Annotated in this window: 20 protein-coding genes; all 20 read left to right on the top strand. The window is 41.8% G+C overall.

Features of this window, described 5'->3' with window-relative positions:
* Positions 1–456 (top strand): type VI secretion system lipoprotein TssJ, encoded by a 456-nt coding sequence (tssJ, locus tag B5D54_RS15070; protein ID WP_078927384.1) that lies wholly within the window; start codon positions 1–3, stop codon positions 454–456.
* Between the two features lie 28 nt (positions 457–484).
* On the top strand, positions 485–1,810 hold the full coding sequence (gene tssK / locus B5D54_RS15065; protein ID WP_078927383.1) for a type VI secretion system baseplate subunit TssK: 1,326 nt from the start codon (positions 485–487) through the stop codon (positions 1,808–1,810).
* Between the two features lie 10 nt (positions 1,811–1,820).
* On the top strand, positions 1,821–3,137 hold the full coding sequence (tssL, locus tag B5D54_RS15060; protein ID WP_078927382.1) for a type VI secretion system protein TssL, long form: 1,317 nt from the start codon (positions 1,821–1,823) through the stop codon (positions 3,135–3,137).
* Positions 3,138–6,653, top strand: a complete 3,516-nt coding sequence (gene tssM, locus B5D54_RS15055; RefSeq protein WP_078927381.1) for a type VI secretion system membrane subunit TssM — start codon at positions 3,138–3,140, stop codon at positions 6,651–6,653. It abuts the gene before it with no gap.
* Positions 6,635–7,330 (top strand): type VI secretion system-associated protein TagF, encoded by a 696-nt coding sequence (gene tagF / locus B5D54_RS15050; RefSeq protein WP_078927380.1) that lies wholly within the window; start codon positions 6,635–6,637, stop codon positions 7,328–7,330. Before tssM ends, tagF begins: the two co-directional genes overlap by 19 nt.
* Before the next feature lie 13 nt (positions 7,331–7,343).
* A complete protein-coding gene (locus B5D54_RS15045) occupies positions 7,344–8,141 on the top strand; it encodes a PP2C family protein-serine/threonine phosphatase (RefSeq protein WP_078927379.1) in 798 nt (265 codons plus the stop codon).
* Entirely contained in the window at positions 8,131–9,261 is a 1,131-nt protein-coding gene (gene tssA, locus B5D54_RS15040) for a type VI secretion system protein TssA (protein WP_078927378.1), read from the top strand. Before B5D54_RS15045 ends, tssA begins: the two co-directional genes overlap by 11 nt.
* A gap of 16 nt (positions 9,262–9,277) precedes the next feature.
* The gene (tssB, locus tag B5D54_RS15035) at positions 9,278–9,793 is read left to right on the top strand and encodes a type VI secretion system contractile sheath small subunit (RefSeq protein ID WP_078927377.1); all 516 of its coding nucleotides are present in this window, start codon (positions 9,278–9,280) and stop codon (positions 9,791–9,793) included.
* 10 nt (positions 9,794–9,803) lie between these two features.
* The gene (gene tssC, locus B5D54_RS15030; protein ID WP_078927376.1) at positions 9,804–11,297 is read left to right on the top strand and encodes a type VI secretion system contractile sheath large subunit; all 1,494 of its coding nucleotides are present in this window, start codon (positions 9,804–9,806) and stop codon (positions 11,295–11,297) included.
* A 45-nt stretch (positions 11,298–11,342) separates the two neighbouring features.
* Complete coding sequence (gene tssC, locus B5D54_RS15025) at positions 11,343–12,836, top strand: type VI secretion system contractile sheath large subunit (protein WP_078927375.1); 1,494 nt, start codon at positions 11,343–11,345, stop codon at positions 12,834–12,836.
* 9 nt (positions 12,837–12,845) lie between these two features.
* The gene (locus B5D54_RS15020) at positions 12,846–13,649 is read left to right on the top strand and encodes a type VI secretion system accessory protein TagJ (RefSeq protein ID WP_078927374.1); all 804 of its coding nucleotides are present in this window, start codon (positions 12,846–12,848) and stop codon (positions 13,647–13,649) included.
* Positions 13,646–14,119 (top strand): type VI secretion system baseplate subunit TssE, encoded by a 474-nt coding sequence (gene tssE, locus B5D54_RS15015; RefSeq protein ID WP_078927373.1) that lies wholly within the window; start codon positions 13,646–13,648, stop codon positions 14,117–14,119. The genes B5D54_RS15020 and tssE overlap by 4 nt, the downstream gene beginning before the upstream one ends.
* The gene (gene tssF, locus B5D54_RS15010; RefSeq protein WP_078927372.1) at positions 14,116–15,939 is read left to right on the top strand and encodes a type VI secretion system baseplate subunit TssF; all 1,824 of its coding nucleotides are present in this window, start codon (positions 14,116–14,118) and stop codon (positions 15,937–15,939) included. The genes tssE and tssF overlap by 4 nt, the downstream gene beginning before the upstream one ends.
* Positions 15,936–16,898, top strand: a complete 963-nt coding sequence (tssG, locus tag B5D54_RS15005) for a type VI secretion system baseplate subunit TssG (RefSeq protein ID WP_078927371.1) — start codon at positions 15,936–15,938, stop codon at positions 16,896–16,898. Before tssF ends, tssG begins: the two co-directional genes overlap by 4 nt.
* A gap of 11 nt (positions 16,899–16,909) precedes the next feature.
* Positions 16,910–19,477 carry a type VI secretion system ATPase TssH gene (gene tssH, locus B5D54_RS15000; protein WP_078927370.1) on the top strand — a complete coding sequence of 856 codons (2,568 nt, stop codon included), beginning with the start codon at positions 16,910–16,912 and terminating at the stop codon, positions 19,475–19,477.
* Positions 19,478–19,684: 207 nt separating this feature from the next.
* Positions 19,685–20,164 carry an Hcp family type VI secretion system effector gene (locus B5D54_RS14995; protein WP_078927369.1) on the top strand — a complete coding sequence of 160 codons (480 nt, stop codon included), beginning with the start codon at positions 19,685–19,687 and terminating at the stop codon, positions 20,162–20,164.
* Between the two features lie 54 nt (positions 20,165–20,218).
* Positions 20,219–22,054: a type VI secretion system tip protein TssI/VgrG gene (tssI, locus tag B5D54_RS14990; protein ID WP_078927368.1), complete on the top strand. Its 1,836-nt coding sequence runs from the start codon at positions 20,219–20,221 to the stop codon at positions 22,052–22,054.
* Positions 22,055–22,064: 10 nt separating this feature from the next.
* A complete protein-coding gene (locus B5D54_RS14985; RefSeq protein WP_078927367.1) occupies positions 22,065–22,355 on the top strand; it encodes a PAAR domain-containing protein in 291 nt (96 codons plus the stop codon).
* Positions 22,356–23,252, top strand: coding sequence for a hypothetical protein (locus B5D54_RS14980; protein WP_078927366.1), 897 nt, complete (start codon positions 22,356–22,358; stop codon positions 23,250–23,252).
* A gap of 17 nt (positions 23,253–23,269) precedes the next feature.
* On the top strand, positions 23,270–26,244 hold a 2,975-nt coding region (locus tag B5D54_RS14975), incomplete at its 3' end, for a DUF6531 domain-containing protein (protein WP_078927365.1).

Here is a 26,244-nt window from a genome sequence, read left to right as displayed (position 1 = left end):
GTGAGACCTTTAATCAAATTTTTACCGTTACTACTTACATTTTTGTTATTAGGGTGCAGTATCGTCAATATGGCGGTTGACCCCTACTCTAACCTTAACATTAATGCTGGGCATAATATTAATCCTGACATGAATGGGCGTCCATCTCCGGTGGTTGTTCATATATTTGAATTGACTTCTGATACGTTGTTTAAAAGCCAAGGCTTTTTTTCATTATATGAAAATGCTAGTGAAGTCCTCGGACCAGATATGGTGTCAAAAACAGAGATATCACTCTCACCAGGGCAGTCAGAACATTATCGTTCAAGTATGAAACCTGGCGTCGAGTATATTGGCGTTATTGTTGCTTTTCGAGATATAGAAAATGCCAATTGGCGAAAAGTGATTAAAGTTGACCGGACGGGTTATAACACATATACGCTTTTATTGGACGAATTGACGTTAGCAATAAAATAACAAACAGATAGCATTAATAGGTTTATAAATGAGTGTATATTCACCAATGGTTTGGAGTGAAGGGATGTTTTTGCGTCCACAGCATTTCCAACAGCAGGAACGGGCATTAGCCTATGAATATCGAGGGTTGGCAAGATTAACGAGCAGTTATGCTAGAGGAATTGAGCAACTTAGCTTTGAAGCTGCCTCTCTAAAAGAGGGGCAGTTGTCTCTTACTAAGTTAATTGCCATTCTACCTGATATGACATTGGTTATTATTCCCGAGAAAGATTCTGCACCTTCAGCGATCACCGTGGAATCTCATATTGAGAACACTCTGATTCAATTGGCCGTTCCTATTGAAAAAAACCAAGGTAAGAATGTTTCTTCAGCAGAAGATTCGCAAGTCACACGCTATAAGTTTATTGAGTCTAGCCTTACGGATAATGTTTTGGGAATAGATGAGGAGATTGTTCAATTGGCTGGGCTAAAATGTGAAATTAAAGTCTCAAATGAGAACCTTCCAGGTTATGTTTCACTTCCTTTAGCTCGAATTCGTCAGGTGACGGCCGAAGGTGAAATCATCCTCGATGAGGATTATGTTCCGCCTTTCCTGAATGTGCATCATAGCCCAGTATTAACCAAGTATTTGAAGAATATTTTAGCCATGCTAAAAATTCGAGCGGATGCCATTGCTCAGCGTTTAGCTCAGGGAAAATCAGCGGCTTCTTCTGCTGTCGATTTTATCATGTTACAAATGCTAAATCGCTACGAGGCAAGCCTACGACATTGGTCCCAAGGTGTTGAGTTACACCCTTATACCCTAGTAACACATCTGTTTAGCTTAGTGGGTGAATTGGCGACATTTTCAAATAAGAATAAACGAATACCTAAATTACCTGAGTATGTTCATCACAATATGGGGGAGGTATTTGCTGAAATTAACCAAATTTTGAGCCAGTACTTGAGTGTTGTTCTTGAACAAACCGCGACCAAAATGCCACTTGATATTCGGCAATTTGGTATTCATGTTACCCCTCTGCCTGATAAAAAATTGCTCTCAGTCTGCCAGTTTGTTCTCGCTATCAAAGCCGATGTTTCTCCGGAAGAGATTCGTCGGAAGTTACCTGGGCAGATTAAAGTTGGGCCTGCGGAAAACATTCGTGAGCTGATCAATAACCAAATTAATGGTATCTCCATTGCTCCTTTAAACGTTGTGCCTCGGCAGATGCCTTATTCCTCAGGATTTGTGTATTTTGAATTGATCAAAAAAGGGACTTATTGGTCTCGTTTAATGGAAAGCGGTGGTATGGCTTTTCACGTATCTGGGAACTATCCAGGTTTAGAAATGGAACTTTGGAGCATCAATCAGTAGCGGTTAAGTTATGGATGAGACAATTGTAAAACCGACACCAGGAAGAAAGAAAAGTCCCTCTTTGTCAGCGGTAACCGCTGTTGAAAGTGATAATACTGTTCTTTTAACCCAGATGATAAAAGAAGAGAAAGAATCCAGTGTGATTGCTTATGGTAGTAATGTCTTACTCGCAGAGGCGAACATCATTTTTTCTCTACTCGGACAGATCCGTTCTACTGCGCTTCATAGTGATGTAAAGCAGTTACGTGAAGCTTTTGTTCAGAAAATGCGTGACTACGAGAATCGTCTGCGCTTACGAAGTGCGGACCCAAGAGAGATTGATATTGCTAGATACTGTCTCTGCTGTGCTATTGACGAGGCAGTATTGAATACTGTGTGGGGTAGCCAATCTGTATGGGTTGATAATTCTCTGCTCTCTACGTTTTATTCAAATACGCAAGGAGGAGAAGAGTTTTTTACACATTTAGAGGAATGCCTTAAACATCCCCAATCGTCTCTTGACCTTCTAGAAGTCATGTATCTATGTATGAGTTTAGGCTTTAAAGGGCATTTTCGTGTCAAAGAAAATGGTAGCGAGCAGCACCGGGCGTTGAAAATTCAAGTTATGGATGTACTAAAACATTACGAAAGAGTGCCCGATTCGGCATTATGTGAAAGTACAGTAAAAAATATCCTTGTCGGTCAGCAGGTGACAGAGAAAGCGCCACTGTGGGTGTTGCTCTCTATTACAGCTGCCCTGTTAGCGTGTATTTATATGTATTTGAACTTTAATCTTAATGAAAAATCAGATGTGACCTTTACCAACTTGATTAATCTATTACCTGATAGAGCCGTTTCCAACCATCAAGATAACTATGCTTCTTCACTTGCCATTAGTGAGCAGATACAACGTTTTTTAGCAACAGAAATCGAGATGGGGATCTTACGTGTAGAACCTTTGGCTGATCGAGTTCGTATTTCTTTTCAATCACAGGATTTATTTCAGTCTGGCAGCGCAGAGATGGTTGCCCATATGCGACCCGTTATTTCGAAGGTGGCTAGGGCGTTAGAAGCCACCACGGGAAAACTTTTAGTTATTGGTCATACGGATAATAACCCTATTTTTACCAGCAAGTTTCCTTCTAACTGGCACTTGTCTTTAGCGAGAGCCACATCTTTGACGGATCATTTAATGTCGAGTGGAACGCTTAAAGGACGAGTCATTCCTGAAGGATGGGGTGATGCGAGACCTTTGGCATCTAATGAGACCCCAGAAGGGCGAAGAATGAATAGACGAGTTGAAATTGATCTGCTGATCTCTGGTCAGTTAATGGATGGGAATAACTAGATGGCTGCCATACAAAACTTTTTTCGTCAGCGCTGGGTTATTAGCTTAGTTGGTTTATTAGCCATATCTATCTTTATCTGGTTTGTCGGGCCATTGATTGCGATTGCTGGATCTGAACCATTTAAATCAGAATTCAATCGATTGCTGATTATTGCTGTTTTGATTTTTGGCTGGGGGGCGATGAATCTATTCCGCCAGCAAAAAGAGCGTAAAGAGCAAGACGAGAGTATTCAACACTTATTGGAAGTGGACTCTTTAAATGACAATGAAGCAGCATCAGAAATTGATGTCATGCGTGAACGAATTGACCGCGCTGTTCAAATCATTACTAAAGATGGGAAAGGAAAGAAGAATCTGTATAACCTACCTTGGTATGTATTGATTGGTCCTCCTGGTACAGGTAAAACTTCGGCACTAAAGCATTCTGGTCTTGAGTTCCCTTTAAGTGATGCATTAGGAAGTGATTCTGTTAGTGGTATAGGTGGAACTCGTCATTGCGATTGGTGGTTTACCAATAAAGCCGTTCTGATTGATACCGCTGGGCGGTATACGACGCAAGATAGCCAAGTTCAAGTTGACTCTAAGGCTTGGTATGGTTTTTTAGGGTTATTGAAAAAATACCGTAAGCAGCGTCCAATAAATGGTGCCATTGTGACTCTTAGCCTTGCTAGTATGATGACCCAAACTCGAACAGAACGAGGTTTGCACGCCCGAGCAATTAAAAATCGTTTGCAAGAACTCAAGAATCAATTGGGTATGCAGTTCCCGATTTATGTTTTATTGACTAAAGCGGATTTGATCGCTGGATTCAATGAATTCTTTTCTGATCTTAGCAAAGAAAAGCGGGAAGAGTTTTTGGGTTTTGTTTTTCCTCGTGAAGTAGAGGATGAACGAGGAGTGATTTCTCTGTTTAACAAAGAGTTCCATGATCTTCTTGAATCATTAGATAAGCGCATGATGCAACGATTAGAAATGGAAGAAGATCTAGATAAACGCTCTTTAATGTTTGAGTTTCCTAAGCAACTTCGTTGTTTACAGGCGAATTTAGATGAGTTTCTAACGGAGATTTTTGCTCAAAATAAGTTTGAAGAGCCATCCATGATTCGTGGTGTATTCATCGTGAGTTCTCTTCAAGAAGGTATGCCGATAGACAGGATTATGCTTGAGACTTCGCAAGGTCTCGGACTCGGTAGACCGCCATTACGCCTGAGCTCTAAAGACTCTTGTACGTATTTTGTGAAAAAGCTTTTTGAAGATGTCATTTTTAAGGAGCAGTTGCTGGGGACGGTCAATCGACACCATCAAAAACAAAGTAGCTGGCTACGAAGAAGTGCCTATGTGATTTGTGCAGGAGTGTCTGCATTAGCCGTCACGTTATGGATGATGAGCTATCAATGGAATAACCATTTGATCAGTCGAACGGATACTCAAATAAAAGAAGTACAGCATCTTATTCATACTCAAGATATTGATTTGAGAGATAACTTAATTCCATCAGTGGATGTGTTAAATCAAATCATGATGCTCCCAATGGTTAATACTGAGCAACAAGAAGAGAAAGGTAAAGTCAGATCTCTAGGATTGTATCAAGGTGAGAAAATTGAGCAATCTGCGAAAGCCGCTTATCACAATGCATTAGTCAACTATTTTTCCCCTTTTATTGAAGACATCTTGTTAAGTGAGCTGAGATCGAATGAGCATCACCGAGAGTATTTATACGAAACACTGAAAACATACTTAATGTTGTTTAATGACGATAAATTAGATCCTGAACATGTATTGGGCTGGTTCTCTTATTACTATGAGCAAGCATATTCAGGTGTGTTAAATGAAGGATTACGTTCAGACTTAGAGCAGCATACAAAGAACTATATTAACCAAACAGAAAAAGGTCTCTATTTAAGTAATGATGCAGTTTCAGATGCTCGACAAGTGCTTACGCAAATGTCTTTATCTGAAAGGGCTTACCAGAGAATGAAATTACAATTCATTAAAAGCCATGTTCCTTCTTTCCGATTAACGGATGTGTTGGGGGCTCGTAGTCTTGAGCAATTTGAAAGACGTAGTGGTAAACCATTATCCATGGGGATCTCTGGCTTTTATACCTACAATGGTTTTCACAGTATATTCCAACTGCAGATAGGCCGAACGGTTAAAGCATTAATGGAAGAGAACTGGGTTTATGGCGATGAAATTGATGCTCGTAATATTGATCACGACCTTGCTATTGCTGGCGTTCGTGAACGTTATTTTCGAGATTACATTCATGAATGGAGATCATTACTTGAAGATCTTCAATTAAAACCGACTTCTGATCTGAAAAGTAGTTTGGATCAAACAGATACATTAGTGAGCTCTGAAAGGCCGATGGAATCATTACTAAAAGCAGTGCGAAGAGAAGTGGCTCTCACTCAAATCGCTTTGTCACAAAATGAAAAAGCCGCGGCCGAGGTAGCGAGTAACGTGGCTAAAGTGAAATTGTCAGGTACTGCGGACACATTACGCCGATATCGTCCTTCCGATGATAAAAACTTTAATCTTTCTTTGCCAGGTAAAGAAGTTGAAGATGCATTTGAGGATATTATTCAGATAACGGATCAAGACTTTGAGGACATTCATCAAGCATTATCCAGTCTTAAAAAATACCTCGCAGATTTATCAAGCTCAGGTAATAACCAGAGAGTAGCTTATAAGAGTATGTTAAACGGGACATTAAGTGGTGAGGTTGCTGCATCGATCAATCATGCAAGACAATTATTGCCGAAGCCTTTTGATTCTTGGTTAGGTGAACTGTCCAGCGGTTCTGCTAAGTTAGCGGAGAAGGGGTCACGTGTACACCTCAATACACTATGGACGAACAAGGTTTATAAACCGTATCAAAGAAGTATACAGGGACGTTATCCTTTCAATCCCTCAGCACAAAGAGAAGTCACTTTAAAAGACTTTAGTCGCTTCTTTGGTTATGGAGGAACGTTGGATTCATTCTTTAATGAGTACTTAGCTCCATTTGTGGATACGTCGAAGTCAGTATGGCGTTTTGAACAAGAAATTGGGGTGAGTCAAAATACCTTAGCGATATTTCAGCGAGCAGACCGAATCAGACAGGCATTTTTTGAACCAGATAATACGTTAAGGGTCGATTTTGGTATGAAGCCGATTTATTTAGATCAGCATATTACCAGTTTTTCTCTTGAGTTAGGTGGGCAAAATTTAGTTTATAGACATGGTCCTGCAAGAATACAAACGTTGAGTTGGCCCTCCAAGCATCCCGTGGCTCGGATTATATTCACGCCACCCGATTCTCGTCGTGAAATATCGCATACCTTTGAGGGAGAGTGGGGGATGTTTAAGCTTCTCGATCAATCCCTTAAGGCGAGACCTGAATCTCGTAGAGATAACATTGTTATGATTGATTTGAGGGGAAATAAAGTTCAGTTGGAATTAATACCCAGAAGTACCATGAATCCATTTTGGTCTAATGATATGGAGAGATTCCGATGCCCTCAGACGTTGTAACTCCGGGGTGGGGATATATAGGAAAGATCCCCGCAAAAGGCGATTTTATCAAACATGGTTTGCCTAAATATTGTGCAAATGTGTTACATGACTGGCAACAAGCTGTAATTGCTGTCAGTCGAGAGCAGCTTCAAGATCGTTGGCAGGCGCTGTATCTGAATGCACCAATATGGAATTTTTCATTCGATGCTTCGATAACGGGTGAGTCAACATTAATTGGGAGCATGATTCCAAGTGTGGATGCTGCTGGGCGATATTTCTTTTTTACGGTTGCCCGATTGGTCGAAGAGCATGCTTTAGCCTATTGGCAGCATAGAGTTTGGGCGGAAGATTCACAAGCATTAGCGCTGGCTGTATTAGAAGATGGTTTTTCTTTTGATCATTGGCTCAATCGTTTGTCCTCCGCGAACGATAATTTGGCTTTGAATCGTAAGTTTAGTGGTCAGGTATCGTTGAAAAATGCTGAGTGTGAGTCATTGATATTCAAGGAGTATGCTGAAATTGGGGCGGATGATCTTCTCAAGTTTCTCATTAACGAAAAATACAACAAACCCTGTTATTGGTGGACTGATGGGAACGATACAGTGGAGCCTCTTATGTTTATCTCTGAGGGTCTACCTCCAATAGGCAAATATGCCGCTATGTTGGATGGGCAGTGGGCAAAGTGGAATTGGTAATGTGGGTAAGTGAATGAATTGGAATTTTTTTACATTTTCAAAATCGCATCCAGGAAAAGTTCGCCCATATAACGAAGATTCACTATTGGATATGACGAGTCGTCAGGTTTGGGTGGTCGCCGATGGTATGGGAGGACATGCTGCTGGAGATGTCGCCAGCCAAATGTTAGTGGATAAAATCGAACGGTTTATTATCGATACTCCACATTTCAGTGTTGATGACTTACGCCATCAAATAGAACTGGCGAATATGGATATCTATGATTATGCACAGCAGCATTTAGCTGGGAAAACGATGGGCACGACCATGGTGTTGTTGATGATCCAAGATGGTTATTTTCACTGTCTTTGGGTAGGAGATAGCCGGATTTACTTACTGCGTGATGATATTTTTTCACAGAAAACGCGTGATCATAGCCAAGTGATGGAAATGATAGAGCAAGGGATTTTATCTGTGGATGAAGCTGAAGATCACCCCTTAGCCAATGTTATTACTCGAGCCATCGGTGTGGAGTATGGCGTTCGAATTGATCAGGTGTCGGGTCAGTTACAACACGGGGATCAATTTTTGTTATGCAGCGATGGGTTAACGAAAGAGCTACATGATAACGAAATAAAAAATAGCCTTTATGCAGATTCGGTGAATCAATCTGGGTTGGCTTTGCTTCATTCTGCTTTAGTTCGTGGTGCGAGTGACAATATTACATGTGCCCTCATCAAAGTCAGTTTGCCGTTTGCTAGTGAAGGCGTAACCGTTTCCTCTGATGCCACGGTTCCGGTATACCCAAGGAGAAGAACGAATGGGCTTTGAGGACATCGATTATGGTTGGTTGAATGCAGCAAAAGCTGCGATAGCGGGAGAATCGCCTACGGGGATTGACCCGAGAGGAGATATCACTCCCCAGTCACTCTATTATCGACTGAAAGACCAACGTATGCAGGCTCGAAATATTGAGCGCAATGCCATTGTTGAAGAAGAGCCATTGCTCAGTCATTCCAGTTTATGGCGTGTTTTTCTCGAAGAATTACCACTAGCGTTAGCAACGCAAACCAAAGACTTGGAGTTCGTTGCTTGGCTGATAGAGGCTTTGACCCGTTTACAGGGTTTCAGAGGCATGGCAATTGGCTATGAGCTAGCGAGTTATTATATAGAGCATTACTGGCCACACTTACATCCGATGCCAGATGAAGAAGGTATTGAGACACGTATCTCTCCTATTATTGGGCTTAATGGTATCGATAATGAGGGAACATTAGTTTTTCCGCTTGCATGTATCCCTATTACTGAGCAGGGAAGTGAGCAAGCTTATGCCTATTGGGAGTACCAACAGGCGTTGGAAATTGAGCGACTCGATGAAGATAAAAAGCGCGCTAAACACAATCAAGGTGTTGCCGCGCTTGACGATATTGTACAAACCGCTAAAGCCTCTAGTAGCACTTTTTATCAGGAATTAGAACAAGATTTACAGAGTGCGATTGATAACTTTCGCCATTTTTCTGAAGTGCTCGATAAGGTTTGTGGAGAGGTAACCCCAAGTTCATATATTGCCCATAAGCTAGACACCATCTATGCCGCGGTAAAGCATCTCGCTGGCGATAAACTAATAAAAAGCGTTGGCGTAAGTACGCCAGAAGTATTGGATGGGCAAGAAGAAGTTGGGTTAAACGCTGAGAACAATACTCGTGCGGGCCTTCACCGTGAACTATGGAATGCAAATGTAGAATCTCGGCAAGAGGCAATAGAGCAATTACGAAAAGTGGCTGATTTCTTTCGAGAGACAGAACCACATTCACCAGTTTCATACACTATCGAACAAGTTATTCGCTGGTGTGGAATGGCTTTGCCTGATTTATTGGCAGAGCTGATATCTGATGGGGAAGCCAAAAAGGGCTACTTCCGTTTAGTTGGCATAGCAAATAAAGATGAGTAATTAAAGGGAGAACAATATGGCTAGTATTCACTCGAAACTATCACGAGTCAGGAAACCACGTGTTCATATTACCTACGATGTAGAAACTGAAGGCGCATCATTAAAGAAAGAGCTTCCGTTCGTGGTGGGGGTTATGGGGGATTTTGCTGGTCAAAATACCGAGGCTCTTAAACCATTGAAAGATCGACGGTTCATTCAAATTGATCGTGATAATTTTGATGATGTTCTGAAAAAAATGAGTCCATCAGTCATATTTAAAGTGAAAAATACACTCGCGGGTGATGATTCTGAATTTCAAGTCAATTTGAAGTTTCAGTCAATGAAGGATTTTGAACCTGCCTCCATTGTTAGGCAAGTCGATCCTCTTCGCCAATTAATGGATACCCGAAATAAGTTACGAGACTTAATGACCAAAGTCGATCGTTCTGAAGAGTTGGAAAATGTTCTAGAAGCGGTCCTCAATAATACTGAAAACTTATCCAAATTGGCGGATGAACTGAAGATTGGTCAGGGCGACGCGCAGGCAGAATAAGGAAAATATGATGTCAACACAGTTAGAAAATCAATTGGACCCGACCGTTGAGAGTCAGTCACTTTCATTTCTTGAACAGGCGATTGGTGCAACGAAACAAACAGAAGCTGCTCGCGCGCAAGAATTGATCAAAACTTTAGCCGAAGAAGCTTTAAAAGGTACCGTGACCTGGAATAAAAACTTAACCGTTACTTTCCGCGAAGCAATCACGGCTCTGGATAAAAAAATATCAGAGCAGCTTTCGGAAGTGATGCACCACCCCGATCTGCAAAAGTTGGAAGGAACTTGGCGAGGTTTGAATTACTTAGTCATGAACTCGGAAACCAGCTCTACGCTTAAAATTCGTATGGTCAGCATGACGAAGAAAGAGTTGCATAAAGATTTAAGTAAAGCGGTTGAATTTGATCAAAGTCAAATCTTTAAAAAAGTGTATGAAGCCGAATTTGGTAGTGCAGGGGGGGAACCTTATGGCGCATTGATTGGTGATTATGAATTTACCAATCATCCAGAAGATATTGAGAGCTTACGTTTAATGTCTAATGTTGCTGCCGCCGGTTTTGCACCTTTCCTTTCTGCGGCTTCTCCAGCGTTGTTTGGGTTCGATGAATGGACAGAGTTGTCTAAACCTCGTGACTTAGAAAAAGTATTTGAATCACTAGAGTACACTCAGTGGCGTGCTTTTCGTGAAAGTGCAGACTCTCGATTTGTGAGCTTAACAATGCCTAAAGTCTTAGCTCGTTTGCCTTATGGTCAAGCAACGTCACCAGTCGAAGAGTTCGGGTTTGAAGAGTTTGATGTTGATGAACTTTCTGGTATTGCCACCAATGCACAGCATAATGACTATTGTTGGATGAATTCCTCTTATGTGCTAGGTGCTAAATTAACGGATGCATTTTCTAAATATGGCTTCTGTACCGCGATTCGTGGCGCTGAAGGTGGCGGCCGAGTTGATAATTTACCGACACACTTTTTTATGAGTGATGATGGCGATCCAGATATGAAGTGTCCAACTGAGATTGGAATCACGGATCGACGTGAAGCGGAATTAGGCAAACTGGGATTCCTTCCTTTATGCCATTATAAAAATACGAACTATGCGGTATTTTTTGGTGCGCAAACCTGCCAAAAACCCGCTAAGTATGACTCTCCTGATGCCACTGCAAACGCGGCAATTTCCGCTCGCTTACCCTATATGATGGCAACTTCTCGATTTGCTCACTACCTCAAAGTAATGGCACGAGACAAAATCGGAAGTTTTATGGAAGCTGAAGATGTGGAGTCTTGGTTGAATCGTTGGATATTAGGGTATGTCAATGCTTCGGAAGGGGGAGGTCAAGAGATCCGTGCTAAATATCCATTGGCTGATGCGCGTGTTCAGGTTAAAGAAATTCCTGGTACAGCGGGAGCTTATAATGCGGTTGCTTGGCTAAAACCTTGGCTGCAAATGGAAGAATTGACAACGTCATTACGTTTAGTTGCAAAAATACCACAATCAGGTGGTTAATAAGAAGGCAGGGGTGGTGTATTACACCAGCCCCTGATAAGTAGCATGAATTTCGTCTCAGTAGAACAACTCACACATCAGCGAGCGACCCCAGAGCAGCCATTACTGGCAAATCATTGGATCGAGCGTTTTTTGGATACTCAGGACTTAAGTCAAGCAATACAGTATTGGGTTGAGTTCGCTGGTATTAAGAGTAAAGAGGAATTCTTTCATAGCATTCTGAGTACGATTGAACAGATAGATGCCCAGTTAAACCAGCAATTAGACGATATTTTACATCATAGTGTCATCCAACGTCTTGAATCAACTTGGCGGGGGCTGCGTTATTTAGTTGAGCAAAAAGACTCTAATGCTGAAGAATTAGTAAAAATTAAAATCTTAACATGTACTTGGGATGAGTTAGTCAAAGATGCAACGCGAGCGATAGAGTTTGATCAATCAGCCTTGTTTAAATTGATCTATCAAAATGAATATTCAATGCCGGGTGGAGAACCCTTCGGGTTGTTAGTTGGAGATTATTATTTAGGGCAGTCACCGGGAAGAAATGCGGTGGATAGAGATATTCGAACTTTAGGAAAAATGGCTCAATCGGCTGCTGCGGCTTTTAGTCCTTTTATTATGTCGGTAAACCCTAGCGTTTTTGGTACGGATCATTTTTCTGATATTGCCTCTATCGGAAATATCTATACCCAGTTTGAGCAAAGTGAGTATTTGAATTGGCGTAAATTAAGAGAGTCTGATGATGTGCGCTTTATTGGACTAACAATGCCGAATGTTCTTTACCGTCAGCCATATTGTAGTGATGGTTCAAGAAGTGACCAATTTGTTTATAACGAGCGGATCCGTGATTCCAACCGTGACTTGCTTTGGGGAAATGCTTCTTTTTGTTTTGCGGCAGTCATCATGCGTGCATTTCAGGAAAACGGTTGGTTTACTCATATTCGTGGGCATAAAACGGGAGACTATTCACAAGGAATTATCCAACCACCATCATCGTGTCGTGTTCATTTACCAGGAAAAGGTCAGCGCTATAAAGCGCCCCTAAATCTTAAAGTTACAGAACGACGTGAGCAGGAGTTATCGGATTGTGGTTTTATTCCCTTATCCCCAGTAGCAGAAACACAGTTTATTAGTTTTACATCGAATATTTCATTGCATCAATCCCGTCTATTTTCGGAGAAAGGGGCTAATGTCAATGCTCGTTTATCATCGATGTTGCAATACACACTCTGTGTATCAAGAATTGCTCATTATATCAAAGTGATGGGACGAGATAGAGTTGGCAGTTACCAAGATGCACAAAGTATAGAACGGGATTTTCAGGCGTGGTTACACAAATATACGACCGCATCCGATGAAGCTTCGGATGAACTAAGAGCAAAATATCCGCTTAATGAAGCACGGATACGAGTGACGGAAAAATTGGGTAGCCCAGGAAATTACTACTCAGTAATCCATTTAAGGCCACATTTCCAACTGGATCAGATGGTCTCCTCTATAAAACTGATTACAGAGCTATCACCAGAACACATATTGTAAGGAATCAAAATGTTAGATTGGCAACAATACATTGGACAAGGCGAATTACAACAAGCAAAAGAAGCCTTAATTAACGCTATAAAGCAAGATCCTAAAAATGCCACATTACGTAGTGCATTTATCGAAGTTCTTTGTCTACAAGGCGATTTTATTCGTGCCGATGAGCAATTGATGCAGGCCATTAAGTTGTTTCCCGAATATCTACCGGGTGCTAGCCAGATCCGCCATTTAGTGAAAGCGGCACAAGCGAGAGTTGATTTTTCGCAAGGTGCCGCAACGGCACAATTTGTTTGTGAAGCGGAAAAACAAAATAACATGCTGGTTAATTTTAGTTTGGCTTTAGGAAATCAGTGTGCGGATGAATTGGCTGCTGTGTGTGATGAGGTTGAAGCGGTTCGTCCTAAGCTTGCTTTTACGGTAAATGGTACGACTTATGAAGATGTTAGGGATCTAGATGATCGTTTAGCGGGTTTTATTGAGCTCTTTTCATCGATGGGAAATTACTATTTGGTTCCACTTAGCCAGGTGAATTCACTGCAACTGAAACCCGCAACCAATTTACTGGAAACCATTTGGCGTCCATGTGAATTTGATATTGATGGATTAGGAGAAGGAGAGGCTCATTTCCCAATGACGTATGTGGACTCCGAAACGGATAATCAAAAGCTAGGCCGAGAAACCGATTGGAAAAGAATTTTGGAGACTGAGCACAGCCTAGGTATGGGGCAAAAAATGTGGTTGGCCGGAGAGGGGGTGATCGCCTTATCTCAATTAGGTGAGATTAAAAAAGTCGCGTTGGTTCCGGTTGAATGAACGAATTAAGTGTGATGCCTTCTTTGCTGGATAAATTGGTCGATTATGATCCAGAGAGCCATTATGACAAGTATTATCCACTAACTCGTCATGCGTTAATGGATTCTATTCGTTTGGATCTTGAGGCTTTGTTAAACAGTCGAATCAATTGGCAGTCATTACCAGAAGAGCTTAGAGAATTATCCCACTCTATTCTTCGCTATGGTTTGCCAGATTTTTCATCCATGCCATTTAGTAGTGCAGATGGGCAGCAATTTTTATGCAACTTGGTACAAAAAACGATCACACAGTTTGAACCACGTTTGAGTTATGTAACGGTGAGTATTGCAGAAGATAAGAATCCATTAGACAGGATATTAAAACTACGCATCCGTGCGACCTGCATCATTGACGGCACTGAACAAGAACTTGTCATGGATTCAGAAGTGGAACCCGTTAGCTTAGGAATTAAACTGAGTAAAGCGAAATGAGTGAAGAGTTTCTAAAGTATTATAATCGTGAGCTGGTGTATTTAAGACATAAAGGTCATGAGTTTGGAGAACACTACCCTAAAATAGCGGCTCGTTTACGTTTAAGTGAGGAGGTCGTAGAAGATCCTCATGTATCTCGTTTATTGGAAGGTTGTGCTTTTCTTACTGCCCGTATTCGACAAAGTTTAGATAACGCTTTTCCACAATTGACAGAAGCGCTTATTGGTCAACTTTTCCCTGATTTTCATGCCCCGATTCCTTCGATGTCAATCGTGAAAGTCTGTGGTTCGAGTTCTGCTACATCAAGTGTGACTGTTCCCGTTGGAGAAAGAGTTACGATCACCGCTCCAGGCTTTAAAGAGTGTGATTTTATTACTTGTTATGAAACACAGGTTCTACCTTTTGACGTTACCGAAGCAAAGTTTGAGAATGCTCCCTTTACTGGGACAGAGGCTCGTATACAAGCGGAAGCCAAGTCAGTCCTGAAGCTGCGATTACAAAGTCATAGTGATGAGATCAATATTGCCGATAACAAAGATAAACGGTTGAGATTCTATCTCAATGGTCAATCGCAGATTTCGCTACAGCTTTATCAACACTTGTTCAGTTCCTGCTTGGGGTTGGTTTTAGTGCAAGGGGGGCGATGTGTTAAAGAGTTTACTCAACGACATATTAATGCGGTCGGATTTAGTGATCTCGATAAAGTCGTTCCTTACAGTAAGCGTAGTTTCTCTGGAACTCGTATGCTGATTGAATATTTGCATTTCCCAGAAAAATTCTTGTTCTTCGATTTAGTGGATCTTGATTTAACTATTTTAGGAGAGGGGACACAGGCAGAGTTCTGGTTCTATTTTAAAGAATCCAATGATTGGCTGGAAAAACAGATAACCTTCGAGAACATCCAATTAGGTTGTACTCCGGTGGTTAATCTGTATAAAGCAAAGATGAAGCCGGTTCGTATTCAGCCATCAGATTATGAATATCAGCTTCATACTGAATATATGGATCCTGAATCCAGCGAAGTCGTGAGCTTAGATAAGGTAACCCTGAGAAACTGGAATAAAGTCTACGATAATTTACCCTCATATTATGCGGGTAATCACCCTCACTACTTTTCTAAAGATGAAATATATTGGGTACTACGCCGAGAAGATAAAAATTGGGCGGGGGGATTTGACGAACCGGGTCGAGAAGTTTTTGTTTCAATTGTGGATAAGCAATATCAGCTTTTTTCTCCTGAGTCTCGTGAAAACTGGCTGATGTCGGTGGAAGCTTGGTGTTGCAACCGTAATCTTGCCGCTAAAATTCCATTTGGAGGCGGTTTGCCCCAAGTTTCCATGCCTGACTGTAAAGATAATTTTAGCAAGATTAAGTGCCTCGTAACTCCGACAGAAACTATTCGGCCGGAAATGGATGAAAGTTCTCGCTGGCAGTTTGCGAAGTTATTAACGCTAAATCACTTTAGCGATGAGAATGGCGTTGAAGCATTGAAACAAGTGCTGAACCTACTGGCTTTCAGAGGAACACCTGAAACCAAAGCATTGATTGAAGCCATTAAAGGCATGAAAACCTCGATAACGACGGGACGCGCCTTACAGAATGGACGAGTCGGTTTTTGCAATGGCACTGGAATTGTCCTTCATATCTCTGATCAGATTTTGTCACGTGAACAAATCTTCTTGTTGGGGAATGTCTTGTCCGCCTATTTTGCACAATTTGCTGAAATCAATACCTTTACTCAGTTATCCATTCATTTGACTTCTACGGGTGAAAGACTCTTTCGCTGGCCTGCTTTGGCGGGGGAAAAGGAACTTCTATGACGGAAAAAGAATTCTTTGATGCATTAGAAGCTTTGCCTTTGTTTGAAGCGATTCATCTGCTTGAGCATCACTATTTAAAAGGAGAAAGTTATCTTGGGAGTGATGCTTTACCTGAGAATGAACGCATCTCCCTTTCTGTTTTACAAAAACTCGGCTATGAAGCTAATCAGTTGGTGAGCATAAGCAAAAAATCGACAACCAAACTACACCTAAAAACGAACTTAATGGGTTTGACTGGGGAGCAAGGCATTCTGCCTAATCACTATAGTGAGCGTATTATTCAACGTATTCGTGAAAATGATGAGGCAATGTCGGATTTTTTTGACATTTTTAACCATCGACTTCTCTCTCTTTACTACCGTTGCTGGCTCTCTTCTCAACTAACCGCTCAGTTATGTCAAGTTGCGCATGGCCAAAGTGCACCCATTCACACCATCTTAAGTGCATTAACTGGAGATCAAGGAGACAGCGCCATTTTTTTGGGGGGCGCTTTTCATCGTCGATCTCGTAGCAAGGCGATGGTGAAAACACTGCTTGAAATGCAATCAGGTTGTTCGGTTGTTCTGCATGAATTCCAAGGCCGTTGGTTTGATATTGAAGTGCACGAACAGACGAGAATTTGCAGTCCGAGTATGCCCGAAGGACAGTTTGCTCAATTAGGTAGTGGTGCTTTGATCGGGAAACGAAGTTGGAATATGAATGCCGGTATTGAGATTGAGCTTGTGGCAACGGATGCACAAACGGCAAGAGCGTTATTGCAGTGCCAACGATTAGAACAAACCAAAGTACTCGCCAAACAATTGTTGGGAGAGAGTAAACAGATTAAATGGAAATTAACGGCTGAACGCCAGTTATTCCCTAAAGCAAATCTTAGCAAGGGGGTTGGAACCCTTGGTAAAGGAAGTGTATTGGCAGCAAAAAATGCAGCCGTAAATAAACAAATAACGATAACGATCTGAAAGGATTAATAATGACGTCTTTATCACTATCAGCGTTGGTTGACAAATTGACTCCCGAAGCTAAAGGGAGTTTAGAGCAAGCGGCGGCTTTAGCGAGTTCAAGAACTCACCACAGTATAGAAATTGCTCATTGGTTACTGACAATGATTCAGGACCCCAGTGAGGCTGAACGAGAGATGTATCAGTTTTTTTCTGTGGATCTTGCCCAATTACACAGTGATCTACAGCTACAATTGGAAAAATTTAAGACAGGTTGTCAAACGGTACCAGGGCTTTCTTCTCATACGGTAACCATTTTACAAAATGCATGGATGACGGCCACGATTGCTTTTGAAGAGCCAGAGATTGCATCCGTCCACATCTTGCATGCCTTTTTATCAGACGACACACTGTTTGCTTTTTCATCCCATTTTAGCTCAGAACTGACAAAAATTAATGCCGATGCGCTGATTCAATATAGGAAAGAGCAGGCTAAAGCACCGAAAAAAGCGATGGCGAGTCACAAGTCATCAACTCAGGCCCTAGACCAATTTACCGTTGATCTCACTGAACAGGCGAAGGCCGGTCAGATTGACCCTGTTATTGGTCGAGACAATGAAATCCGTTTAATGACAGATATTTTGCTACGTCGTCGGCAGAATAATCCAATTTTAACGGGAGAAGCTGGCGTTGGAAAAACCGCTGTTGTTGAAGGGCTAGCGTTGAAAATTGCCGCAGGAGATGTACCTCCTGCCTTAAAAAACGTACAAATTAAATCGTTAGATCTTGCATTATTACAAGCCGGTGCAGGGATGAAGGGTGAATTTGAGAATCGCCTGAAAAATGTAGTAAAAGAAGTGAACGAATCTGCCGTTCCTATTATTTTGTTTATTGATGAAGCTCATGGGCTCATTGGTGGGGGGGCTCAAGCGGGGCAAGGGGATGCAGCGAATATCCTGAAACCCGCATTAGCACGAGGTGAACTGCGTACCATTGCAGCCACAACGTGGGCTGAATATAAGAAGTTTTTTGAAAAAGATGCGGCACTGACCCGGCGTTTTCAGGTTGTGAAAATCGAAGAGCCAGCACCGCAATTAGCGATAGAAATGCTGCGAGGTTTAGTACCCGTCATGGAAAAACATCATGGCGTTTATATTACGGCTGAAGCATTGAAAGCGGCGGTATGTCTATCGGATCGCTATATCAGTGGGCGTCAGCTTCCTGATAAAGCGGTGGCAGTTTTAGATACCGCATGTTCACGAGTGGCCCTGAGCCAAAATACAGTACCCGGTTCACTTGATCAGAAACATAAACAGCAGCAAATGTTAGAAAATCAGCTAAATCAATTGCTAAAAGAAGAGACGTTTGGGCACTCACATCAGCAAGTAATTAGCGAATTGGAGTTGAAATTAACCTCTTTACACCACGAAATCGAACAACTGGAGGAGATTTGGCGGCAAGAGAGTGATGCAGTAGCGAAGGCGAAAGCGCTTCGTTCTGAAATATTACAGTCTCCTTCTTCTGATAAGGCGGTAGCGTTGGTTTCAATCGAACAGGAACTCTCTGTTAATCCTATGCCGTTAGTGTTTTCTCATGTCAATGAACTCTTAGTCGCAGAAATTATTGCTGATTGGACAGGGATTCCATTAGGTAAGCTGAAAAATGATGAAGTCAAAGCAATACTGGAACTGCAAAAGTATTTGAGTGAGCGGGTCGTAGGCCAAGATCATGCCTTAGTCAAAATGGCAGAGGTCATAAAAACCGCTCGAGCTCAGTTAAATGAAGAGTCAAAACCTAACGGTATTTTCTTTCTTGTTGGCCCAAGTGGTGTGGGAAAAACAGAATCAGCACTTGCTATTGCTGAGCAAGTTTATGGTCATGAGGATAATATTACTATTATCAATATGTCTGAGTTTAAGGAAGAGCATAAAGTTTCCCTATTGCTCGGTTCTCCACCTGGATATGTCGGCTATGGTGAGGGGGGAATATTAACAGAAGCCGTACGCAGAAAACCTTATAGTGTCATTCTTCTTGATGAAATGGAAAAAGCTCATCCAGGTGTTCAGGATATTTTCTATCAAGTTTTTGATAAAGGGATGATCAAAGATGGAGAAGGGCGTGATATCGACTTTAAAAATACGATTATCATTATGACCTCTAATTCAGGAACTGATACGACTATGGAGCTTTTCCAAGACCCTGAGCTGGCTCCAGATGCCGAATCATTAAAAGAAGCCTTGCGAGAGGATTTGTTGAAAGATTTTAAACCCGCATTTTTAGGTCGAGTCAATGTGATTCCCTACTTTCCATTAAGTAGGGATGTCCTAATTAAGATCACTGAATTAAAAATTTCAAAAATAAGAAAGAGAATCAAAAATAATTACAAGGCTGAAACAGAGATTTCCGAGAAATTAATTGACAGTATTGTTGATAGCTGCAATGAGTCGGGAAGTGGCGCAAGAGCATTGCAAACGGTGATTGAAAATAGAGTTTTACCTAAAATATCCGATGCTATATTGAATTCAGTTTTAAATGATTATTCTATTAATAGTGTTGTGGTTGAAGGTGATGTGGATAATATTTCTGTTTCAGTGGAATAATAAATAATTATCGTAAAATATTTTGGATCAAGATCAAACTATAATGCCTAGATTGATATTTTGATCTATTAAGCGTTATTGGTTTCTGCTATAAAGACGCGTATTTAAATTATTTTATTTGATACATTTATAATTAAGTTCATTCTTGCATCAAACAACAAACTTGCTCGAATCGAGTTTTATTAATCAATGCTATAGGAGACTAGCATGCAGGCAAATACCTACCTGAAATATGCTGATATTAAAGGTGAAGCGACAGCAGAACAGTATAAAGATATGATTACTCTTCTTTCAGTTGATTGGAGTGTGGGTCGTGAGATTTCATCTTATACTGGTACGGCTATGGACCGTGAAGCGAGTTCGACTCGTCTTTATGATATGACTATCACTAAGCTTCAAGATCGTTCATCACCAGATCTTTTCAAAGAAGCGACAATTGGTAAAGGAAAACCAGCGGTATTTCATATCACCAAGCAAGGCGAAAAAATTGAAGAAATCATGAAAATCGAACTAACCGATGCCATGATTTCTAACTATTCAGTTTCAATCCAAGATGATCGCCCAGTTGAAACTATCACTATTTCCTATACAGAAATGATGATGACAGTGACACCAACTGACGATAAAAACAACGTTTCTGCACCATTGGTATATGGTTACAGTGGCGTTAAAGGTCAGCAAATGTAATGTTTTTGCGGAGGATTTTCTCCTCCGCTTATTTTTTTAAAAAAGAAGTCTGTAATGAAAAAAGCCACACAAGATAACAATTTCATTAGCATATCTACTCCATATGGCAAAGATGCCATCATTCTTAATTCCTTTGAATACCGGGAAGAAATGTCGGAGCTTTTTTCATTGCAGGTACTTGCTTACTTTAATGGGCAAAAGGGAGAGCTCAATCAGATCCTAGGTAAACCCGTCGTTATTACTATGAAAAATCATGAGAAAATTTCATCAGAACCGAGATATTTCCATGGAATAGTATCAAAAGCTAGGTTAATGGGTTCCCGAATAACAAAAGTAAGCCAAGGGGATTGTTATAAAAATATTGAAATCATCATAGAACCAAAAGTAAAATTCTCAGCATTTCGTATTAATAGCCGAATATTTCAAAATAAAGACATAAAAGAAATACTGACTTTGATTTTAGGTGAACATGGTGTGGATTTTTCTTTTAAATTAGTGAAATCTTATCCTAAATATACTTATAAAGTTCAGTATGAAGAATCTGATCTTCTTTTTGTCAGACGACTGATGGCTGAGGAAGGGTTATCATTCTGTTTTTCTCATACGAGTTCCTCTCACTGTTTAGAAATATTTGATGATGTAAGCTATTATAAGCCCGGTATCGAGTTTATGGTGAATTTCGATTCTGGAAGCTCTGAAATTGGCCATATATCATCATGGAATGAAATTCAGACTTTAGTGACTAAACGTAGCCATAAAGCGGGTTTTAATATGGAAAAACCCTCCTCTGTGCCGAAAAATACAGCGGTAGGAGACTGCGCCTTATTCACTGTCCCTGAAAGTGAATATTTTGAGTATCTTGGCGAAACAGAAACGAGTGACCAATATAAAGTTCGTAATACCCATTCGATAGAGTCGATTCAACAGAATGCTTATATATGTTCGGGAGAGGCAAGCTGTCGTACTTTTTCGATAGGGAAAAGTTTTAAATTTGCTAAACATGATGATAAAGATCGTATTGGTAAAGAATATGTGCTCTCTTCTATCACTGTAAGCGCCGCTGTATTTAATCAGACGGGTGAAGGTGGTACCTCCGGGCAGGGAGTCAAAGTTTTCTTCTCTTGTATTGAATCAGGAACAATGCATAGACCATCGGTGAACTATCCAAAACCTAATATTAGAGGCATTCAAACCGCTATTGTAACGGGTAATAAAGACGATGAAATTTATGTTGATAAGTTTGGTCGGATAAAGGTTCAATTCCATTGGGATAGAGAAGGGAAATTTGATGTTAATAGCTCTTGCTGGATTCGTGTCGCGCAGCAAATAGCGGGTAATGGATGGGGCAGTTCATTTTTGCCACGCGTTGGGCAAGAAGTGATTGTTGAGTTTATTAATGGTGACCCTGATCAGCCTTTGGTCATTGGCTCTCTTTACAATGGCACACAAAATCCTCCATTCGCACTCCCTGATAAAAAAACACAAAGTGGCTATCGAAGTCGTTCCGTTGAGCAAGGTTCGGAAAATTTCAATGAGTTGAGATTTGAAGACAAACCCGGTGAAGAGCATATCTATCTACACGCAGAGAAGGACTTCCAGATGAAAGTGGAAGATTCTGTCGATGTGCTGGTTGAGAACAATAAAACTGAAAAAATTATCAATAACCTCATTTCTGAGATAGGAAAAAATACCACATCTAAAGTTGGTAAAAACTACAGTATTGATATTGGTGAGGTTTTGTCATTGACGGCGGGTAAGAGTATTGAAATTAAAGTGGGTGGGGCTTCAATTCAGATGTCAAGTTCAGGTGAAATTAATATTAAAGGTAAGAAGATTGCACTTAATGGTTCGATGATCGCCTTAAAAGCGGGTCAAATTTCTTTGAACTGAGGAAGTGGATATGGGTAAAGCTGCATCTGTCATTGGTTGTTTTCATGTGTGTCCTAAAAAAACGGGGAAAATCCCCCATGTGGGTGGCCCTGTTGTTGGTGGATCTCCCAATGTTAAGATTGGAGGAATTCCTGCCGCAAGGGTTGGCGATAAATTGGTCTGTGTTGGTCCTCCAGACAGCATTTCTACAGGGTCTTCCTCTGTGACAATCAACGGAAAGCCGGCGGCTCGTATGGGTGATGGAACCTCACATGGCGGAAAAATATTAGTTGGTGTGCCGACAGTGTTGATTGGGGACTAAATGGCTCTTGTATTTGAATCAACGGTGATAGCTCTTGGAGATCAGGTATTTTATGGTGATTTTTATTCGCAAGAATTGAGTTCACCAGAGTGGTGTGATGATCTTTATTTCACTGGTAATACACGTAGAGCATTATCGCATCAGTCGTCTTCATTATCTCAGCGATTGATTGAATTATTGGCGCATCATCGTTCAGCATTAGCACACATTTCTCCCAATGCTTCAGTGTGTCTTCTGTTACCAGAGATTAACGATAGACAACATATTGCTGATGTATTGAAAGCCGTGCAGAGGGTTTTACCCACTTCAATGGATATCGATCGGCCGCTATTTTGTTTTCCATACGGAAGTGCCTCATTTTTAGTTGCGCTGGAGAGGATTTCTACATTAGCCCACTCGTCATATGGGTGCTGGGTTTTATCATTAGACTCGTCTGAGTCTTTTTGTAGTGGTCATGAATATCAGTTGTTTGATGATATCAAAACTGATTCATTGCTGGTGTCACGTATTGTTGTCGCCGACGAAGGTTTGGAAGCCTCCAAGGTCCAGATAGATTGTTATTCACAGGCATATAGCAGTGGGGTTGATTCCGTTATGCCTTCTTTAGCGACTTTATGTGGGCAAGAGTTAACCGATCTGGCTCTCTCATTACATGACGATGAATCATCAGATTGGCAATCGCATTTGTTTCGCTTCTCCCCATGGATCACCCAAGAGACAACCTATCGATTTAATAACCTAATGATTGGTGAAGTGGGGGCGGGGAGTGGATTATTGAAAACGCTAGGGCTATATGAACAGCAGAAAATGGCATTTAAATCTACTTTTCATGCATTACAACTGGACAGCGATCCTCACGGTATGGCCGCGGGCGTTTTGTATCGTTGGCGCACCTAAAAGAAACGTCAAATAAAATGAGTATTCAACGGATTGTCCGATTGGCCGCGTATGACGGCTCACTACATTACTTTTCTGATCAGCCAATCGCTGAGGGTAAAGCGTGTGATTTTCCTACCATCGCCCTAGCTACCCAATTTCTGGAGCGTTTTAAATTATCTGATCTCGCGGATATCGAAGAATTGGCTCGTTGGATTGGTGCTGAGCCAATAGTCAATGTTCATCGTGAGAAAAACACTTTCGCTGATTATCTTGCGCCTTTAAGCCAAGCTTTGGTTCATCGGCATTTGCATGTTGTACAAATTGCGAGTGTGAATCCAACCGGAGGTCTTCCTACGGCTCCTACTTCTCCGCCTAAAGCAAAACCCTCTAAACCTACCTCTGATGGTAAATCAGAGGCGATGAGAGGTGAGGATCGTGTTAGTAAAGAGTCACATCCTGAAAGTAGCAAGAACCATGAAACGGCAGGTGACCCCGTCTCTATGGTGACGGGAGAAGAGATACTAACTCTTACCGATATAACGCTGCATCATGGTTTAGTCTTTAGCCGAACTTATCGTTCTTCACGTTGTGATAGTGATACTGGTTTAGGCTATGGTTGGCGTCATAACTTTGACTTTCAATTACTGGATATTGTTTGCGATAAAGGTAGTGTGACTCACTGGCAGTTTATTGATGAAATGGGGGATGCTATCTCATTTCCAGCGGTAAACAAAGGAGCGGTGAGCTATCAAATTTATGTTGGAGCTAGCTGTTTTTACCAAGAGACAGGCTATGCCCTTGTCACGCTAGCGAGTGGAGCGCAATATAAATTTGAACGTATCGAGGGAGCATGGTTACTTAAGCAGATTCGACCCAATATTCTCACCTTAGTTACGCTTGATTACTCCTCTAAGCATCGTTTAATTGGTGTCAGTTTCAACCAGTGTCACTGTTTCGAGCTGCAATATGACCAGCGTGGTCATTTAATTGAAATTCGAGAGCCTCATTCAGGGCGAGTATTTAGCCGATATCGTTATGATCCACAAGATTGTTTAACCTCTGCCACCAACCAACAAGGTCAGACAGAGCATTACGAGTATACCGACGCTCACCTGATTCTTCGCCGCCGCCGTAATACGGGATTTAACCATTATTTTGAGTGGTTAGGTGAGGGGAGTAGCGCTCAATGTGTGCGTAACTACGGTGATGAGCAGGTTTATGATTACCGTTTTCAGTATAGTGAGCATAATTCAAGTTTTACCGATACATTAGGTCATCAGTGGACTTTTCGTCATAGTGATGAGGGTCAGTTACTGGAAAAACAGAGCCCTGAAGGTCGCCTATGGCGTTGGGATTATAACCCGTTAGGCAAACTGGTGACCGAGCATTTCCCTGATGGCAGTTTTATGCGCTATCAATACAATGCTTATGGTCAACGTTGTGCGCAGTATCATTCCTCTGGTGCAACCACCCATTATCAATATAACCCACTTGGTCAGCTCACCATGGTGGAGTATCCTGATGGCGAAAAACAACACCAGCATTACAACTCTCTGGGTCAGCTACTCTGGCGCTCGGAGCCAGAAGGCTCTGTCACCCACTATCAGTACGACAAGTTCGGTCGTCTTATTCAAAGCCAAAGTGAGCATGGTGAGCAGTGCCAATGGTGGTGGAATGAAGCCGAGCAATTAATCGCCCAACAAACTAATCAAACCTTATTGCGTTACAGCTACGACGAAAGCCACCATTTTAATGGTATTGCTTACCCTGATGGAATGCTGCTGGCGTTGGAATACGATGAACGCGGCCAGCGCATTCAAACGCGCTTGTACAGTGAACGTGATGATCATCAACGAGAAGTTCGTTATCACTATGATGATTTTGGGCGTATTACCCAAGTAGTGACCCCCGCGGGTTGTAGCATTATTGAATGGAGCAAACTGGCTCAACCTGAAGCATTACTTCGCCCTGATGGGGCAGGCCTAGCTTTTGATTATGACGGTGAACGAAATCTGACCGCCCTCACTCGCAGTGATGGCGCCAGCTACCATTTCATGCTCTCTGAAGAAGGCCATCTCACCCAAACCCGTCACTTTGATGGTACCGTCACTGACTATCAATATGATGCTGCGGGTCGTTTATCTCATTTAACCTGTGATAAACGTCAGGTTCTGTTTCATTACGACCCACGAGGTAACTTAACTCTGATTCGAGCGGGCGGTGAGAGTGGTATCAGTGAACATCATTTTCAGTTCAGTGCGGGTGATAAGCTCTGCTTAGCCAGCAATACGCATCGCACGGTCTCTTATCATTATCAACCCAATGGTCTGTTGATAGAACAAACCCAAGGGTTGCATGACTTGGCTTATCGTTATCACCCACATGGTCAGTTATCGGACATTCATCTTCCGAGTGGTGAAACCGTCAAGTTTGATTACACCCCCTATGGGCAGTTAAGCGCGGTGTCTTTGAGTGGGCAATCGGCCCCGCTTATCGAGTATGAGTATGATGTGATGGGGCGGCTCTATCGCCTTCGTTACGCAAACCAACAGGAAGAGAAGCAGTTTGATGGCATTGGCCGTTTGTGTCAGCAGCGTTGGTCAGGAAGAGAGCGTAAATACTATTTTGATGGCGCTCAGTATTTAGCCATTATCATGGACAGTGAGGCGGGCACGACCCACTACCACTATGATGCTGTAGGTCAGTTAACTCGAGTGACCACCCGTAAGCGGGAAGAGAAATACCAGTACGACCCTTTTGGTAACCCGAGTGACGCGCAGAGCCAATGCAGCGGTGATAAGCTGTTGGAACATGGTGGCTGGCGTTATCAGTATGACGCTCAAGGTAACCAGAGCCAAGCGGAAGGGGAAGGTCAGGCTCAGCATCGCCGCTTTAACGCATTGAGTCAATTGGTGGCCGTGGAGAACAATGGCGGCTTATCCCACTATGAATATGATGCTTTAGGGCGCCGTAGCCGCAAAATCACTGAAGCGGGGGTGACGGAATTTAT

It is taken from the genome of Vibrio cincinnatiensis DSM 19608 (assembly GCF_900167345.1).
Classification (GTDB): Bacteria; Pseudomonadota; Gammaproteobacteria; order Enterobacterales; family Vibrionaceae; genus Vibrio; species Vibrio cincinnatiensis.
This window is presented reverse-complemented; position numbering and strand designations above follow the sequence as displayed.